14 protein-coding genes are annotated in these 16,703 nt (G+C 68.3%); 10 read left to right on the forward strand and 4 right to left on the reverse strand.

Features of this window, described 5'->3' with window-relative positions; genetic code table 11:
* Window positions 1-370: 370 nt before the first annotated feature.
* The 7 genes from J2W14_RS02365 to dhaM all read left to right on the forward strand — a co-directional run bounded on the left by J2W14_RS02365 (window position 371) and on the right by dhaM (window position 8,655).
* On the forward strand, window positions 371-2,863 hold the full coding sequence (locus J2W14_RS02365; RefSeq protein ID WP_307457824.1) for an ATP-dependent Clp protease ATP-binding subunit: 2,493 nt from the start codon (window positions 371-373) through the stop codon (window positions 2,861-2,863).
* A gap of 260 nt (window positions 2,864-3,123) precedes the next feature.
* Window positions 3,124-5,253, forward strand: coding sequence for a S9 family peptidase (locus J2W14_RS02370; RefSeq protein WP_307457828.1), 2,130 nt, complete (start codon window positions 3,124-3,126; stop codon window positions 5,251-5,253).
* An 81-nt stretch (window positions 5,254-5,334) separates the two neighbouring features.
* Window positions 5,335-5,844: an amino-acid N-acetyltransferase gene (locus J2W14_RS02375; RefSeq protein WP_307457830.1), complete on the forward strand. Its 510-nt coding sequence runs from the start codon at window positions 5,335-5,337 to the stop codon at window positions 5,842-5,844.
* A 121-nt stretch (window positions 5,845-5,965) separates the two neighbouring features.
* Window positions 5,966-6,211, forward strand: a complete 246-nt coding sequence (locus tag J2W14_RS02380; RefSeq protein ID WP_307457833.1) for a hypothetical protein — start codon at window positions 5,966-5,968, stop codon at window positions 6,209-6,211.
* 142 nt (window positions 6,212-6,353) lie between these two features.
* Window positions 6,354-7,355: a dihydroxyacetone kinase subunit DhaK gene (dhaK, locus tag J2W14_RS02385; protein WP_307457836.1), complete on the forward strand. Its 1,002-nt coding sequence runs from the start codon at window positions 6,354-6,356 to the stop codon at window positions 7,353-7,355.
* Between the two features lie 2 nt (window positions 7,356-7,357).
* Entirely contained in the window at window positions 7,358-7,984 is a 627-nt protein-coding gene (gene dhaL, locus J2W14_RS02390; RefSeq protein ID WP_307457838.1) for a dihydroxyacetone kinase subunit DhaL, read from the forward strand.
* A complete protein-coding gene (dhaM, locus tag J2W14_RS02395) occupies window positions 7,981-8,655 on the forward strand; it encodes a dihydroxyacetone kinase phosphoryl donor subunit DhaM (RefSeq protein WP_307457840.1) in 675 nt (224 codons plus the stop codon). The genes dhaL and dhaM overlap by 4 nt, the downstream gene beginning before the upstream one ends.
* A 10-nt stretch (window positions 8,656-8,665) precedes the next feature.
* Here dhaM and J2W14_RS02400 read toward each other — a convergent pair whose 3' ends face one another.
* The 3 genes from J2W14_RS02400 to J2W14_RS02410 form a co-directional block, all read right to left on the reverse strand.
* On the reverse strand, window positions 8,666-9,358 hold the full coding sequence (locus tag J2W14_RS02400) for a hypothetical protein (protein WP_307457842.1): 693 nt from the start codon (window positions 9,356-9,358) through the stop codon (window positions 8,666-8,668).
* Window positions 9,359-9,382: 24 nt separating this feature from the next.
* Window positions 9,383-9,874, reverse strand: coding sequence for a hypothetical protein (locus tag J2W14_RS02405; RefSeq protein WP_307457844.1), 492 nt, complete (start codon window positions 9,872-9,874; stop codon window positions 9,383-9,385).
* A gap of 87 nt (window positions 9,875-9,961) precedes the next feature.
* Window positions 9,962-10,798 carry an A/G-specific adenine glycosylase gene (locus J2W14_RS02410; RefSeq protein WP_370871180.1) on the reverse strand — a complete coding sequence of 279 codons (837 nt, stop codon included), beginning with the start codon at window positions 10,796-10,798 and terminating at the stop codon, window positions 9,962-9,964.
* A gap of 255 nt (window positions 10,799-11,053) precedes the next feature.
* Here J2W14_RS02410 and J2W14_RS02415 point away from each other — a divergent pair, with 255 nt between their 5' ends.
* A complete protein-coding gene (locus tag J2W14_RS02415) occupies window positions 11,054-11,809 on the forward strand; it encodes a hypothetical protein (RefSeq protein WP_307457846.1) in 756 nt (251 codons plus the stop codon).
* 98 nt (window positions 11,810-11,907) lie between these two features.
* On the opposite strand, the gene disA is transcribed toward J2W14_RS02415, so the two are convergent.
* Entirely contained in the window at window positions 11,908-12,984 is a 1,077-nt protein-coding gene (gene disA / locus J2W14_RS02420) for a DNA integrity scanning diadenylate cyclase DisA (protein ID WP_307457848.1), read from the reverse strand.
* 448 nt (window positions 12,985-13,432) lie between these two features.
* Between disA and J2W14_RS02425 the strand changes: the two genes are divergently transcribed.
* Both J2W14_RS02425 and J2W14_RS02430 read left to right on the forward strand, forming a co-directional pair.
* Window positions 13,433-15,046, forward strand: coding sequence for a peptide chain release factor 3 (locus J2W14_RS02425; RefSeq protein WP_307457850.1), 1,614 nt, complete (start codon window positions 13,433-13,435; stop codon window positions 15,044-15,046).
* Window positions 15,047-15,227: 181 nt separating this feature from the next.
* Entirely contained in the window at window positions 15,228-16,649 is a 1,422-nt protein-coding gene (locus J2W14_RS02430) for a GAF domain-containing serine/threonine-protein kinase (RefSeq protein WP_307457853.1), read from the forward strand.
* The last annotated feature ends 54 nt before the right edge of the window (window positions 16,650-16,703 follow it).

Here is a 16,703-nt window from a genome sequence, read left to right on the forward strand (position 1 = left end):
CAGCGCCGCGGCGCAATAACGATGACTTTGCCCCCGTCTGGGTCGGGGGCTTTGTCGTGTGTGGGCTCTGACGCTGACGGGTCGCCACGGAGGCACCATTGCGTCGGGGAGCCGGCCGGCGAGGCGCCTGGGTCCGGTTCTGATCCGGCCGACGCCGCGCCCGGCGCCCGCCCGGCGCCCCGCCCGCCGTCGGGCCGTTCGCCGTTGCTTCAGCCCCGGCCGGCAGGCCTGTCGGAGATCCGGCGGGCCCGCGTTTGCGCCCCCATGTGACGCGGCGGAGGCGTCCCGGTTTCCCCTGTGGCGAACAAGCCACAAATCTTGAACCCGGCCACGTAGCATCAAAGTACGTCGTAGCTAGGAGTGTGGCGAAATGTTTGAGCGATTTACGGACCGTGCCCGTCGCGTAGTTGTGCTTGCCCAAGAAGAGGCACGCATGCTGAACCACAATTACATTGGTACCGAACACATCCTCTTGGGTCTGATCCATGAAGGTGAAGGTGTTGCTGCCAAAGCCCTTGAGTCCTTGAGCATTTCGCTCGACGGCGTCCGCGAGCAGGTACAGGAGATCATCGGCCAGGGCCAGCAGGCCCCGTCCGGTCACATCCCCTTCACCCCCCGCGCCAAGAAGGTCTTGGAACTCTCGCTCCGCGAGGCCCTGCAGCTGGGACACAACTACATCGGCACGGAGCACATCCTGCTCGGCCTCATCCGTGAGGGTGAAGGTGTTGCCGCCCAGGTGCTGGTCAAGCTCGGTGCGGACCTCAACCGCGTCCGCCAGCAGGTCATCCAGCTGCTCTCGGGCTACCAGGGCAAGGAAACCACCGGAGCCGGTGTTGGCCCGGGCCAGGCCGAGGGCACTCCTGCCGGTTCCGTCGTCCTGGACCAGTTCGGCCGCAACCTGACCCAGGCTGCGCGCGAGAACAAACTGGACCCCGTCATCGGGCGCGAGTCCGAAATGGAACGCGTCATGCAGGTCCTGTCGCGCCGCACCAAGAACAACCCCGTGCTGATCGGTGAGCCAGGTGTCGGCAAGACCGCCGTCGTCGAGGGCCTCGCCCAGGCGATTGTTCGCGGCGACGTTCCGGAGACCATCAAGGACAAGCAGCTGTACACGCTGGACCTCGGGTCCCTCGTGGCCGGCTCCCGCTACCGCGGTGACTTCGAAGAGCGCCTCAAGAAGGTTCTCAAGGAAATCCGCACCCGCGGCGACATCATCCTCTTCATCGACGAGATCCACACTCTGGTGGGTGCCGGTGCCGCCGAGGGAGCCATCGATGCGGCCTCGATCCTGAAGCCCATGCTGGCCCGCGGCGAGCTCCAGACCATTGGTGCCACCACGCTGGACGAGTACCGCAAGCACATCGAGAAGGACGCCGCGCTGGAACGCCGTTTCCAGCCGATCCAGGTCAAGGAGCCCTCTGTCGCGCATGCGATCGAGATCCTCAAGGGCCTTCGCGACCGGTACGAGGCGCACCACCGCGTCACCATCACCGACGGCGCCCTCGCCTCGGCAGCGAGCCTTTCCGAGCGCTACATCTCGGACCGCTTCCTGCCGGACAAGGCGATCGACCTGATCGATGAGGCCGGTGCACGGCTGCGCATCCGCCGGATGACGGCCCCGCCGGAGCTCAAGATCATGGACGAGAAGATCGCCGCCATGAAGCTGGAGAAGGAATCCGCGATAGACGCGCAGGACTTCGAAGGTGCCGCCTCGCTGCGCGACAAGGAGCAGAAGCTCATTGCCGAGCGTGCCGAGAAGGAACGCCAGTGGAAGACCGGCGGCATGGACGACATCTCCGAAGTTGATGAGGACCTGATCGCTGAAGTTCTGGCGAACTCCACCGGCATCCCGGTCTTCAAGCTGACCGAGGAAGAGTCCTCGCGACTGCTGAAGATGGAAGACGAGCTGCACAAGCGCGTCGTCGGCCAGAACGAGGCCATCAAGTCCCTGTCCCAGGCGATCCGCCGCACCCGTGCAGGCCTCAAGGACCCGAAGCGTCCGGGTGGTTCGTTCATCTTCGCCGGCCCCACCGGCGTCGGCAAGACCGAGCTCGCCAAGGCCCTGGCCGAATTCCTCTTCGGCGAGGAAGACGCCCTGATCACCTTGGACATGTCCGAGTACTCGGAGAAGCACACGGTGTCGCGTCTCTTCGGTGCCCCCCCGGGCTACGTGGGCTACGAAGAGGGCGGACAGCTGACCGAAAAGGTCCGCCGTCGTCCGTTCTCCGTTGTCCTGTTCGACGAAGTGGAGAAGGCGCACGCCGACCTCTTCAACTCGCTGCTGCAGATCCTGGAAGACGGCCGACTGACCGACTCCCAGGGCCGCGTGGTGGACTTCAAGAACACCGTGATCATCATGACCACGAACCTCGGCACCCGGGACATCTCCAAGAGCGTTGCCACCGGCTTCCAGTCCGGCACGGACACGCAGACTGGCTACAACCGGATGCGGGCCCGCGTCACGGAGGAGCTCAAGCAGCACTTCCGTCCCGAGTTCCTGAACCGTGTTGACGACGTTGTGGTCTTCCCGCAGCTGACCCAGGACGAGATCATCGAGATCGTGGACATGTTCGTCGGCCGGCTGGAGAAGCGCCTCAAGGACAAGGACATGGGCATCGAGCTCACGCCCGCGGCCAAGATCCTGCTCGCCACCCGCGGCTACGACCCCGCCATGGGTGCCCGGCCGCTGCGCCGGACCATCCAGCGCGAGATCGAGGACCAGCTCTCCGAGAAGATCCTCTTCGGCGAAATCCACGCCGGCGACATTGTTGTAGTGGATGTGGACGGCGAAGGCGACGACGCCAAGTTCACCTTCGCGGGCAACACCAAGCCGCGCATCCCGGAGATCGCTCCGAGCGTCTAAGCATCGGCTCAAAGGCCCCGTCTTCCCGAAAAGGAAGGCGGGGCCTTTTGTTGTGCCATCTGACGCATATGGTCGTTATGGGGGCCGCTTTGGCGGCCATTTGCGTCAGATGGGTGCGGGTGTGGCGCCGCCTCGTGCCGGTGCCGCAGCGCCCACGCGGTGAGAGCACCCAACGGGGCCACCCCGACGGGTCTGAAAGCAGTGTTTCACTGTGGGTGAAATTGGTGTGATCCAGCGCACAGGGGGTGTTGAATCGGTGCATGGCTTCCCCCGATGCAGAGACCCTGGGCGAAAAACCCGAGACCCCCTTCCACGACCTGGACCATTACCTCGCGATTCCGCGGGTGGCGGGCCTGGCGTTGAGCCCGGACGGCAGCCGTCTGGTCACCACCGTGGCCACGCTGAACGCCAAGGGCACCGAATACGGCACTGCCCTGTGGGAACTGGATCCGGCCGGGCAGAAGCGGGCCCGCCGCATCACCCGCAGCGCCAAGGGCGAGGCCGGCGCCGTGTTCGCCGCCAGCGGCGAGCTGTACTTCACCTCCGCGCGCCCGGACCCGGAAACCCCCGACGCGGACCCGGTCAAAGCCCTGTGGGTGCTGCCCGCGGACGGCGGCGAGGCCCGCGTTGTGCTCACCCGGGCCGGTGGAGTCAGTGCGCTCCTGGCCGCGAAGGACACCGGCGCACTTTTCGTCAGCGCCGCCGTGCTGGCGGGGTCCACGGATGAGGACGACGACGAGGAGCGCCGCACGGCGCGCAAGGACAACAAGGTCGCCGCCATCCTGCACAGCGGCTACCCGGTGCGCTACTGGGACGCCGATCTGGGGCCCGCCCAGCCGAGGCTTTTCGCCGTCGAACCCGGCGAGGAACGGGAGCCGGGCAGGCCCACAACTGTTGACGCCGCTCCGCCGCTGCAGCTCCGGAACCTGACGCCCGACGCCGGTGCCGGCCTTCGCGATGCCGAGTCAGTCGTCAGCCCGGACGGCAAGACCATTTACAGCAGCTTCGCCAAGCCGCTCGCGCGCGCGAATTCACGGTCCGTCCTCGTCGCGATCGACGTCGCCAGCGGCACCCGGATCGTCCTGCTGGACACCGAGGGGATGAGCTACTTCCCCGGGCCGGTGAGCCCCGACAGCCGCACCCTGGTGGTGCTCAGCGAGAGCGACACCACGCCCGAGTCGGCCCCGCAGGTCAGGCTGCACCTGCTCGACGTCTCCGGCCCGGTGTCCGCAGCGGCTTCGGCCGCCGCGCTGGTGCCGCTGGCGCACGGCTGGGACCGCTGGCCGCGCCCGGCCGCCTGGCTTCCGGACGGATCGGCCCTGCTCGTCACCGCCGATGAGGACGGCGCCTCGCCGGTCTTCCGGATCAGCGTGAGCGGGGACGACGACGCGGGCCAGGTCACCCGCCTGACCGCCGACACCGCCGCCTACACCGACGTCGTGGTCGCCCCGGACGGCCGGACCGCCTATGCGCTGCGCAGCTCCTACGAATTTCCGCCGGAAGCGGTGCGCATCGACCTCGCCGGCGGCGACACCGTCCGGCTCCCTGCCCCCGCTGAGCGCCCGCACTACCAGGGCTCGCTGGAACGGGTGGAAACGACGGCGGCCGACGGCGCCCGCGTTCCGGCATACCTGGCGCTTCCGGACGGCGCCTCGGCCGGCCGCCCGGCCCCCCTGCTGCTCTGGATCCATGGCGGCCCGCTCGGTTCCTGGAACGCCTGGACGTGGCGCTGGAACCCCTGGCTGCTCGTGGCGCAGGGCTACGCCGTGCTGCTGCCGGACCCGGCGCTCTCCACCGGCTACGGCCAGCACCACATCCAGCGCGGCTGGGGCGCGTGGGGCAAGGCCCCGTTCACCGACCTGATGGCCATCACCGACGCCGTCGTGCAGCGGCCGGACATCGACGAGACGCGCGCCGCCGCCATGGGCGGCTCCTTCGGCGGCTACATGGCCAACTGGGTGGCCGGCCACACAGACCGGTTCAAGGCGATCGTCACCCACGCCAGCCTCTGGGCACTGGACCAGTTCGGCCCCACCACGGATGCCGCGCAATACTGGCTCAAGGAGATGACGGCCCAGATGGCGCTGGAGAACTCCCCGCACCTGCACGTGGAGAACATCAGCACCCCCATGCTCGTCATCCACGGCGACAAGGACTACCGCGTCCCGATCGGCGAGGGCCTGCGGCTCTGGTACGAGCTCCTCTCCAAGTCCTTGCTCGCCGCCGACGAGAACGGCGAGTCCGAGCACCGTTTCCTCTACTTCCCGGACGAGAACCACTGGATCCTCCAGCCGCAGCACGCCAAGGTCTGGTACGGCGTAGTCGAGCACTTCCTCGCCAGGAACCTGCTGGACAAGGATCTGCCGGTGCCCGCCGAGCTGGGCCTCTAGGCCGCCGCCGTCCGGCGCGGAGGCTGGTGCCCCAGGCGCCATTTTCCGAACCAGGGTAAGCGTCCCCCGTAGGATTGGGCTGTGACTGAGACAATCCGCATCCGCCCTGCCCGCACCAGCGACGTCGGGGCGATCAAGACGCTCGTGGCGCCGCTGGCCGAGAAGCGGATCCTGATGGCTAAGGAAACCGTGGCCTACTACGAAAGCCTGCAGGAGTTCCGGATCGCCGAGTCCCCGGACGGCGAGGTGATCGGCTGCGGGGCGCTGCACGTTATGTGGGAGGACCTCGCCGAAGTGCGCACCCTTACGGCCTCAGATGCCTGGCGCGGAAAAGGCGTGGGACACCTGCTCGTTGAGCGCCTGCTGGAGGACGCCAAGGCGCTGGGGGTGTCCCGTGTCTTCTGCCTGACCTTCGAGGTGGACTTCTTCAAAAAGCACGGCTTCGAGGTCATGGCCGACCAGACCGCCGTCGACCCGGTCGTGTATTCGGAGTTGCTGCGCTCGCACGATGAGGGCGTTGCCGAGTTCCTCGACCTGGCGCGGGTGAAGCCCAATACGCTCGGCAATACCCGGATGATCAAAACCCTGTAAAACCGCGCCCGGACAGGCCACCACGGACCAGGTCTTCCCATCTATAAATTTGATGGATAAACTGATCCCGGTCCAGGGGGTGGACCACCCGACATCCGGAGGCAAGAAATTGCACGAACGCGTGACTTTTCCAGATTTCTCCGCATTCCAAATGACCATCGCCGGCGGGGCGCCAGCACACCACACCACGGATCCGGATACCCGGGAAGTCACCGCCGAGGGCCCGGCGGGTCATCGCCCGGACCTCGCGTCCGGCCCCGGGCCGGCGCCCGGAACCGATCAGGGGCGACTCAACGCGCCGCCGTTCTCCTGGCTTGGCAGCGACGCCTGGCCGACCTTCCCGCTGTGGGCCGATAAACCAAGCTGAGGCACCCGCGGATCCGGGGAAAGCGGCCGTCCGGCAGCACCCGATTCCGTTCCCGAGGTTGTGAATCCGGAGCCTACCGCTGGCAGGGGCCCCGGTAGTAGGGTCTAACCAAGCAGCCAGGACACCATCCAGGGAGCACGCCATGAAGAAGCTCATCAATGATCCCCGCGCCGTGGTTGACGAGTCAGTGGAGGGCTTCGGGCTTGCCCATGCCGACCTCGTGACCGTCTTTGCGGACCCCAAGTACATCGTGCGCAAAGACGCGCCGGTGGCAGGAAAGGTCGGGCTGGTCTCCGGCGGCGGCAGCGGGCATGAGCCCCTGCACGGCGGCTACGTCGGTCTGGGGATGCTCGACGCCGCGGTGCCGGGCGCCGTGTTCACCTCGCCAACACCCGACCAGATCCTTCCGGCAACGCTCGCCGTCAACTCAGGCGCCGGCGTCGTGCACATCGTGAAGAACTACACGGGCGACGTCCTGAACTTTGAGACCGCTGCGGAGCTTGCCCAGGCCGAAGGCGTCGAGGTCCGCACAGTGCTGGTCAACGACGACGTCGCGGTGCTGGACTCGCTGTACACCGCCGGACGGCGCGGCGTGGGCGGAACCGTGCTGGTGGAAAAAATGGCCGGTGCCGCCGCCGAGCGCGGGGACAACCTCGACGCCGTCGCAGCCATCGGCGACCGGGTCAACCAAAACGTGCGCAGCATGGGCGTCGCGCTGACCGCGTGCACCGTCCCGCATGCGGGTGCGCCCAGCTTTGTCCTGGAGGAAAACGAAATCGAGATCGGCATCGGCATCCACGGCGAGCCCGGCCGGCACCGCATCCCGATGGAAAACGCCGACGGCATCACCGACCGCCTGCTCGAACCGGTCGTCAGCGACCTCGGCTTGGCGTCCGGGGACACGGTGCTCCTGTTCGTCAACGGCATGGGCGGCACCCCGCAGAGCGAGCTCTATATCGTCTACCGCCGCGCCGCGCAGCAGCTGGCCGCGCAGGGCGTCACCGTGGCACGGTCACTCGTGGGCAACTACATCACCTCCCTCGAAATGCAGGGCTGTTCCATCACGGTCCTGCGCCTCGACGATGAGTTGACGGGCCTCTGGGATGCCCCCGTCCACACGCCGGCCCTCCGCTGGGGGGTCTGACCGTGGGGCTGGACGTCAACTGGGCACTCCGCTGGCTGACCCTGTCGGCCCAGGCCATGGCGGAGCACCGGGAAGAGCTCATCGAGCTGGACCGGCCGATCGGCGATTCGGACCACGGCGAGAACATGGACCGCGGGTTCAAAGCCGTGATGGTAAAGATTGCCGAGGCGCCGCCGGAAACGGCCGGGGCGGCCCTGAAGCTGACCGCCATGACCCTGATGTCCAAGGTCGGCGGAGCCGCCGGCCCGCTATACGGCACGGCCTTCCTCCGGGCGGGCACGGCGCTGGGCGAGGCGTCCGACATCGACGCCGCCACCCTCGCCACGGCGTTCCAGGCTGCCCGGGACGGGATCGTGGCCCGCGGAAAGGCGGAATCGGGCGACAAAACGATGGTTGATGCCTGGACCCCGGCAGTGGACGCGGCCGCCGCCGCGGCCGGCGACAGCGACGTTTTCAAGGTCCTGGTGGCCGCCGCCGAGGCGGCAGAGGCCGGGGCCGTCTCCACCGACCCGATGCTCGCCCGCAAGGGACGTGCCAGCTATCTGGGGGAGCGCAGCATCGGCCACCGGGATCCGGGCGCCGTCTCCAGTGCCCTGATCCTGCGCGCCGCCGTCGGGGCAGCTGAATGACCGTCAAGCTCGTCGTCGTCTCCCACAGCGAAAAGATCGCCGACGGCGCCGCCGAGCTTGCCGCCCAGATGGCGCCCGACGTGCTGATCCTTCCCGCCGGCGGCACCGACGACGGCCGGATCGGCACCAGCCTCGAGCGGGTCATGGCGGCGCTGGAGCAGGCCGGGGATGTCAACAGCGACGGCATCGTCGTCCTGACGGACCTGGGCTCGGCCGTGATGACGGCCGAATCCGCGGTGGAATTCCTGGCGGACCCCTCCTCCGTGCTGCTGGCCGACGCGCCCCTGGTCGAAGGTCTGGTCGCGGCCGCCGTGGCCGCGCAGGCCGGAGCGGATTCCGCGGGCGTGAAGGAAGCAGCGGAAGCCGTCTACCGGCCCCCGGCCGCGGCACAGCACGTTCACGAGCACCGGCCGCCGGAGGCGACAGGGGACTTCGAACTCATCAACCAGGCCGGCATGCACGCCCGACCGGCCGCGAAGATCGCTGGCGGACTCTCCGGGATGGACGCCGAGGTGACAGTGAACGGCGCCGACGGCGCATCTATGACCGAACTGATGATGCTCGCGGCAGCCAAGGGAACGGTGCTGCACGTCGAAGCCAGCGGCCCGGACGCAGGCAAAGCCGTGGACTACCTGCGCGGACTGATCACGGCGGGCTTCGGCGAACCTTAGCGGACCGGTCTCAGACCGCACCGGCCGCGGTCAGGTCCGGCGCTGCCGTGGCGTGCCGGGAGCCGCTCCAGGCGATCCACACGCCGGCAACAGCCATCAGCAGCGCCCCTGCGGCCTGGGTCGGCAGGCTGCTCCCCGTCGTCGCCTGCCCCAGGACGACGCCCAGGAGATAGAACACGACGGCGCCGGCCGCCCAGAGTGCCCCGGCCCAGCGCGGCAACATGTGGGAACGCCACACCGCGACCCCCAGCAGGATGTTGCCGAGGAAAGCGAGCACGAGGCCAATCAGGAACGCCCCCGTCATGGACCCCGGGAATTCCAGCAGCATCACCTTCTCGTTTCCGGCCAGGTAGGCCTTTCCAAGGGCGGGGGTGACGAAGGTGGAGATCACGGCCGGCACCAGCAACAGGGCGGTGCCGGCGGCGGCGGTGACCATTGCCGCCAGCGCCAGGCCGCCCACCCGGCAGTTCGCCAGGCAGCAGCCCAGTGCGAAGACGCCGAAGATCGCCAGGATTGTGCCCAGCGTGCTGCCGAACAGGTGGCTGAACTGGTAGGAGTCGGAGCTGACAAACCGCGCCCAGGCGTCCGGGTCCTTCTCCTGGTTCGGCTGCGGCTCCAGCGTGGACCAGGCAGTCACAAGCCACGACACCGGCAGCGCCCACAGCCCGGTCCGGATCCAGCGGCTGATGTTTTGTGAGTTCATGGTGTCCACCTTTCTCCACGCGGTTTAGACGGCCCGGAGGCCTTCCGCATCCAGCAGCACTCCGGCTGAGATGAACCTGCCGCACTGTTCGCCGTACGGGTACGCCACCCGCGGCGTGAACGTCAGGGTCCGGACGGGCAGGGGGAGGCCGCCGGCGCCGGTGCCTGCCGCCGTCACCTCGATGGGGGATTCCGTGAGCCGATCCAGCATGAGCATCCCGGTCATGGTGCCGTCCGGCGTGGCGGTCGCGGAACAGGGACGGTCCTTGTCCGGTCCCGGTTCGCAGCCCTGGTCCACCGTGGTGCTGCCCGGGAACAGCTCAAGGTCAGCCTCCGTGCAGCGCCCGTCCTGGCAGGCCTTGAGGCGGATTGTCTTCACGGAACCGGCGTACTCCCGGGCCACCGTCAGTGCCACTACCTGTGCCTGGGCGATGGCCGGGCACGCCGTTTGGGGCTGGCACCCGGCGCCCAGCAGGGCGGTGCAACCCAGGCCCACGAGTGCTGCGAACGCGCGCATGCTTCAGGGTAGTTCCGGCAGCCCGGCCGAGCTAGGGTCCGGCGTCCTGGGGCCCGGCGTCCTGGGGTGATCAGGCGGGCAGGGGGATCAGGCGGGCAGCAGGAAACCTGCGGGATGCAGTTCGGCCAGCCCGTCGCTCAGCAGCCCGGCCAGCGCGCGGTCCAGCTGTTCCGGGGCGCAGCCAAGCCGGTGCAGGGCGGCCAGCGGAATTCCGATCCCGGCCGGTTCGAAGCCAAGATCCGCCGGCGCCCGGTGGAAGAGCTCGGCGGCCACCGGCGACTCGGCCACGCGGAGGACAGCCATCACCGCACCCCGCACCTGTCGGTCCGTTCCGTGCCAGGACTGCCCCTTGGGCGTGTACGTCGGCGGCGGCTCCCCGGCTGCGAGCCAGGCGCAGGAGCCGCTGACCGGGCATTCCCCGCACTTCGGCGACCTCGCCGTGCACACCAGCGCTCCCAGCTCCATAACGGAGGCGTTCCAGCGGACGGAGGGGCCGGCGTCGTCGGGCAGTGCCTGCGCGGCAAGCCGCATCTCCGCGGCGGTGAGCGCCGGCGACGGCAGGGCCGCGCCGGAAAACAGGCGCGCGTGCACGCGGCGGATGTTGGTGTCCACCACGGTTTCGCGGCGCCCGAAGGCGAAGGCGGCGACGGCCGCCGCGGTGTAGCTGCCCACCCCGGGCAGCTCCAGGAGTTCCGGGTACGTGCCGGGAACGTTTCCGCCGTGGCTGGCGCCGATGGCGGCGGCGGCCGCGTGCAGCCGCAGGGCCCGCCGCGGATAGCCCAGCCGTCCCCAGGCCCGGACCGCTTCGCCGGCGGGCTCCCGGGCCAGGTCGGCGGGCGCGGGCCAGCGCCGCAGCCATTCCTCCCAGACCGGCAGCACCCGCACCACTGGCGTCTGCTGCAGCATGATCTCGCTGACCAGCACGCCCCACGGGGTGCATTCCGGCGCCCGCCACGGCAGGTCCCGGGCGTTGGCCCCGAACCAGGTGTCGAGAGCCTCATGGAGGGCGGTCAGCGGAGCAGCCGCGGGAAGGTCGGCCGGAAGCACTGAGGCGGGGGCGGCGAGGGCGGTGGGGGAATCGGCTAGAGCTTTGATGGATCCAGCGTAATAGACGAGGGCCACACACTGCCTGCGGCGTGGGAGGGCCCCATACCCGGCGCGGTTCTCTAGCCTAGAAGGATGGGCAGGCACGACAATTCAGGAACTCACGGTTCCCGCCCGGGGACTTCCGGCAGCGGAGCATCCTCGGGCCGGAAACCGGCGCGCCAGCCTGCGCGGAAGCCCGACGGCAAGCCCGCGGGTAAAGCTGCGGGCAAAGCTGCGCGGAAACCGGCCAGTCCCGTCTACCGCCGCCGCCGGCTGTTCGTGGGCGCCGCCCTGCTGCTCGTGATCGCCGTCGCCTTCGGCGGATTCGCCGCCGTCTCCAGTGTTGTCAATGCCGGGCAGTCCAATTCCGGCGGGGGCACGGCCCTCTCGGGCCAGGAAACGCTACCGGCCGCCGGCCCGGAAACCACGCCTTCCCCTTCGGCAACACCGACCGGGAACGGCTGCGAGCAGAACCTCCTGACCGTCACGGCCGCCACGGACAAGGCCTCCTACGCGGAGGGCGAGAACCCGCTGCTCACACTCAAGGTGACGAACGGCAACAAGGTGCCGTGTCAGGTCAATATCGGGACATCACAGATGGAATTCCTGATCACCAGCGGCTCGGACCGGATTTTTTCGTCCACTGACTGCCAGACCGACCCCACCGAGCTCATCAAGACCATCGCGCCGGGGCAAAGCGAGACGGCGAACTTCCCGTGGCAGCGCAACCGCACCGTCCAAGGCTGCGCCCCGATCGAGGCAAAGCCGGGGGCGGGCGGCGCGTACTACGTCTTCACCGCACGCCTGGCGAACAAAACCAGCCCCAAGGCCGTGTTCCAGCTCAACTAATCCCAATCGACCAATTCCCATGGACTAATTCCCATCGATTGCTCCATGGGCGCCCTTTTGGGGCCCCAAAAGGGCAGTTGCGGAGCACTCGACGGGGGTTAGAGGAAGCGATCCAGCAGGCTTGCCTCGGCCATCCGGCTCAGGCCTTCACGGACCGTCCGGGCGCGCTGGTCGCCGATGCCGTCCACGGTCATGAGGTCATCGATCGTGGCCGCCATCAGGAACTGAAGGCCGCCGAAGTGGTCCACCAGTCGGTCCGCGACGGCCTTCGGTACGGCCTTCAGCCCGGACAGCAGCCGGTAGCCGCGCGGCTGGACGACGGCGTCAAGGTTGGCCTCGCCGCCGGCGAAGCCGACGATCCCGGCGATCTTGCCCAGGTCGATCAGTTCGGTGGGACCCAGGCTCACGAGTGCCTTCACGGCCTTGTCGATGTCGTCGGCGGTCGCGTCGGGACCCGAGTAATCGCGGATGATGACGTCGCTGCCGGGGCCGCGGCCCACGGTCAGTTCGTCCAGCTGGAGCGAGAGCAGCCGCCCGTCCTCGCCGAGTTCGAGCACGTACTGCGAGATTTCCTCGGAAATCCGGCGGACCATCTCCTGGCGCTGCAGGGTGACGGCGACATCGCGGACCGTCACCATGGCCTCGATTTCCAGGGCCGAGAGGGAACTGGTCACCTGGTCCAGACGCGAACGGTAGCGTTCCAGGGTTGCCAGTGCCTGGTTGGCGCGGGCCAGGACCTTCTCCGAGCCCTCCAGGACGTGCCGCAGCCCGTTCACGTAGAGGGCGATGATCTGCATGGACTGGCTGACCGAGATGACCGGAACGCCCGTCTGGATGGCGACGCGCTCCGCGGTCCGGTGCCGGGTGCCGGACTCCTGGGTCTCGATGCTGGAGTCGGGGACCAGCTGCACGGCCGCGCGCAGGATGTTGCTGGCGTCCTTGTCGCAGATGATGGCGCCGTCCATTTTGGCCAGTTCCCGCAGCCGGGTGGGGGAGAAATCGATGCCGATGTCGAAGCCTCCGGAACAGATGGATTCGATGGTCCGGTCGATGCCCAGGACGATCAGGGCGCCGGTCCGTCCGCGGAGGATGCGCTCCAAGCCGTCGCGGAGAGCGGTGCCCGGTGCCACCCGGCCCAGGGTCGCCTTGAGTGAATCTTCAGGGCTCCGAGCCATAGACGTTCCCTTCAAAGGTGCAGGCCGCAGCCCGCAAGTGCGCCGGTTTCCAGTGATTGCCGGCAGGATCAAAAGTACTCGGTTCCCCGCTCTCCCCATAGTAGAGGTAAAGCGGGCCAACTTCCGCACGGACAAGCCCCAAAGTGGTCCATTGGGGCGTCCGCAGGGGCGCCTCCGGAACGGCACTTTGGGCGGACGCCCGGGCCCGTACTTTTCGAGCAGCCGCGCTCCGGCTTCGCGCCGCCATTCCTCCCGCTTCGCGGGGGCGGGGCGGGCTGCGATAAACTGGAAGCCTTGGGTGTTCCGTCGGCTACCCGGCGCCGCGCCCCAGCAATCCTCCACAGCAGTCCCGCACAGCCACGCAGAACAACACGCGATCCCACCGGGCCAGCCGGATTCCCGCCAACCCGGGAGCGCAACCATTCAACGCCGCAGCGAAAGTAGCACCGTGTCCCAAGAAGTCCTTAGCCCCGCCCGAGTCCAGGAGATTCACAAGCAGGCGGCCCGGCGTCGGACTTTCGCTGTCATTTCACACCCTGACGCCGGCAAGTCCACGCTGACCGAGGCGCTCGCCCTGCACGCGAAGGTGATCGGCACGGCCGGTGCCTCCAGCGGCAAGTCCAACCGCAAGGACACGGTTTCGGACTGGATGCAGATGGAAAAGGACCGCGGCATCTCGATCAGCTCCGCGGCCCTGCAGTTCGGCTACCGGGACACCGTGATCAACCTGCTGGACACCCCCGGCCACGCAGACTTCTCCGAGGACACCTACCGGGTGCTGGCCGCCGTCGACTGCGCCGTGATGCTTGTGGACGCCGCCAAGGGCCTGGAAACCCAGACGATGAAGCTCTTCGAGGTCTGCAAGCAGCGCAACCTGCCCATCATCACCGTGATCAACAAGTGGGACCGGCCGGGCCTGGACGCACTGGCCCTCATGGACGAGATCACCGAACGCACCGGCCTGCAGCCGATGCCGCTGACCTGGGCCGTTGGCATCTCGGGTGACTTCCGCGGCGTCTGGGACCTGCGCAATGACCGCTTCGCGCAGTTCAAGCGCAACAACGCCGGCGCCAACATCGCCCTCACCGAATACTTCACCCCGGAGCAGGCCGCGGTAAGCCAGGGCGATGACTGGTCCAACGCCGTCGACGAGGCCGGGCTGGTCATCGAGTCCAACCTCGAGTTCGACGTCGACGCCTTCCACGCCGGCAAGGCCACCCCGATCCTCTTCAGCTCCGCCGCATTGAACTTCGGCGTAAAGGAAATCCTCGACGCGCTTGTGGATTTCGCCCCGCCAGCTGCCCCGCGGCCCGACGTCGAAGGCGCCTCGCGGCCCGTCGATGCGCCCTTCTCAGGCTTCGTTTTCAAGGTCCAGGCCGGCATGAACAAGGCCCACCGCGACCACGTCGCCTTTATCCGGGTCTGTTCCGGCAAATTCGAACGCGGCATGGTGGTCACCCAGGGCCGGACCGGCAAGTCCTTCGCCACCAAGTACGCCCAGCAGGTCTTCGGACGGGAACGCGAGGTCATCGACGAGGCCTTCCCCGGGGACGTTGTGGGACTCGTCAACGCCTCCTCGCTGCGGGTGGGCGACAGCCTGTTCCTGGAGGAGCCGGTGGAGTTCCCGGCCATTCCGCTGTTCGCGCCGGAGCATTTCCAGGTGGCACGCTCCAAGGACCCCAGCCGTTTCAAGCAGTTCCGCCGCGGCATCGAGCAGCTCGAGCACGAGGGCGTCATCCAGGTGCTCCGCTCGGACGTCCGCGGCGACCAGGCCCCGGTTCTGGCCGCCGTCGGGCCCATGCAGTTCGAAGTGGTGGAGGACCGTATGGCCCACGACTTCAGCGCGCCGATGCGCCTGGAGCGCCTGCAGTACTCCATCGCCAGGATCTCGACGGCGGACGCCATGCCGGCGCTGGCCAACGTGCCCGGCGCCGAGGTGCTGCTGCGCTCCGACGGCGAGTACCTCGCGCTGTTCAATGATGTGTGGGCCCTGCGCCGGATCGAGAAGAACCACCCCGACCTGACGCTGCTGCCGATAGGCACCCACAACCCCGCCAAGTAGCAGCCGGGGCCGCCTGAGGGCGGACAAAATGGGCAGCCCGCAGGTCTTTCCGAAACAGGAAACCGCGGTATCATAAGTAACCTTGCTAATTATGCGGGCGCCGGATTTTCACGAATGCCGGTTTTGGACTGATCCGCCCGGCGCCACCGGCGGACCCCGCTATAAGGGACACGAACACCACTTGACTGAGCTCATTTCACAACCGGCCCGTGCCACGCCGGCCACCCCGAAGCAGCGCATGGAATCCGGGTACCTGCTGAGCGGCCGGTACCGGATTGAAGACCTTATCGGCCGCGGCAGCCAGTCCACCGTGTTCCGGGCCTACGACGAACTCCTGCAGCGCGAGGTGGCCGTCAAGCTCTTCCGCAACGACGCGGACGGTCTGGAGCAGACCCGCCGTCAGGGCGAGGAAATCCGCATCCTGGCCGGAATGAGCCACCACGCCCTCGTTACGCTCTTCGACGCCGGCGCCGACCTAAGCGACCCGAACGACCGGCTCACCTACCTGGTGATGGAGCTGGTGCGCGGGCAGGACCTGCGCTACCGTGGCGCCCAGGGCCCGCTCTCGGCGGTGCACATGGCCCACATCGGCTACGACCTCGCGGACGGGCTTTCCTACATCCACCACCACGGCATCGTGCACCGGGACGTCAAGCCCGCGAACATCCTGCTGGTTAACTACAGCAACGAGGACCGGCGCCCGCGGGCCAAGCTCACCGATTTCGGCGTCGCCGTCTTCACCCGCAGCGGCCCAATCTCGGACGAAGGCGGGACCTCCGGGACACCGGCCTACCTCAGCCCCGAACAGGCGGCCGGCGAACCGGTCGGCCCGCTCAGCGACGTGTATTCGCTCGGCCTGGTGTTGCTCGAGGGGCTGACCGGAAAAATGGTGTACCCCGGCGCTCCCATCCAGTCCGCCGTCGCGCGGCTGCTCAACGACCCGAAGATCCCCGAGGAGCTCGCCCCCATGTGGGTAGCGCTGCTGTCCTCCATGCTGGCCCGCGACCCGGCGCAGCGCCCGCACGCCCGGGAAGTGTCGCTGGCCCTGCGCCAGGAAGTCATCAACAGCGCCGCGCGCCACCGTATGGACCCGGCGCCGGTGCCCTCGGACGAGGAAGGCCGGATGCGCGCGGTCGAGCGCTACCGGATCCTGGACACCCCGGCGGACGGCGCCTTCGACCGGATCGCGGGCCTCGCGGCCCGGATGTTTTCGGTCCCCATGGCGATCGTCAGCGTGGTGGACCATGACCGGATCTGGTTCAAGGCCCACCACGGAACCGAGGTCACCCAGATCAGCCGCGACCCGGGGCTGTGCGCCTCCGCGATCCTGCAGGATGACACCTGGGTCATCAAGGACGCCGCCAGGGATCCCCGCACGCTCGCCAACCCGCTGGTGGCCGGCGACTTCGGCCTGCAGTTTTACGCCGGGGTTCCGCTGCGCACCCCGGACGGCTACAACCTGGGCACCTTCTGCATCCTGGACCGGGAACCGCGGGAGTTCAGCGCAGAGGACACCCGGGCGCTACAGGACCTGGCCGCGATCGTGATGAACGACCTTGAGCTGCGGCTGCAGAGCCGGGAAGCGCTCACCCGCCAGGCGTAGCCGACGGCCGGGCGCCGGCTGCCGCCGGGTGTAACGCCGGCAATGTCTGACGCC

The sequence above is a fragment of the Pseudarthrobacter oxydans genome (assembly GCF_030812335.1).
In the GTDB taxonomy this organism is placed as follows: domain Bacteria; phylum Actinomycetota; class Actinomycetes; order Actinomycetales; family Micrococcaceae; genus Arthrobacter; species Arthrobacter oxydans_B.

What these genes read in the sequence shown, in the direction of transcription:
- J2W14_RS02365 (WP_307457824.1), top strand. Translation starts at nt 371, where the DNA reads ATGTTTGAGCGATTTACGGACCGTGCCCGTCGCGTAGTTGTGCTTGCC.
- J2W14_RS02415 (WP_307457846.1), top strand. Translation starts at nt 11,054, where the DNA reads ATGGGCAGGCACGACAATTCAGGAACTCACGGTTCCCGCCCGGGGACT.
- J2W14_RS02400 (WP_307457842.1), bottom strand. Translation starts at nt 9,358, where the DNA reads ATGAACTCACAAAACATCAGCCGCTGGATCCGGACCGGGCTGTGGGCG.
- dhaM (WP_307457840.1), top strand. Translation starts at nt 7,981, where the DNA reads ATGACCGTCAAGCTCGTCGTCGTCTCCCACAGCGAAAAGATCGCCGAC.
- disA (WP_307457848.1), bottom strand. Translation starts at nt 12,984, where the DNA reads ATGGCTCGGAGCCCTGAAGATTCACTCAAGGCGACCCTGGGCCGGGTG.
- J2W14_RS02405 (WP_307457844.1), bottom strand. Translation starts at nt 9,874, where the DNA reads ATGCGCGCGTTCGCAGCACTCGTGGGCCTGGGTTGCACCGCCCTGCTG.
- J2W14_RS02370 (WP_307457828.1), top strand. Translation starts at nt 3,124, where the DNA reads ATGGCTTCCCCCGATGCAGAGACCCTGGGCGAAAAACCCGAGACCCCC.
- dhaK (WP_307457836.1), top strand. Translation starts at nt 6,354, where the DNA reads ATGAAGAAGCTCATCAATGATCCCCGCGCCGTGGTTGACGAGTCAGTG.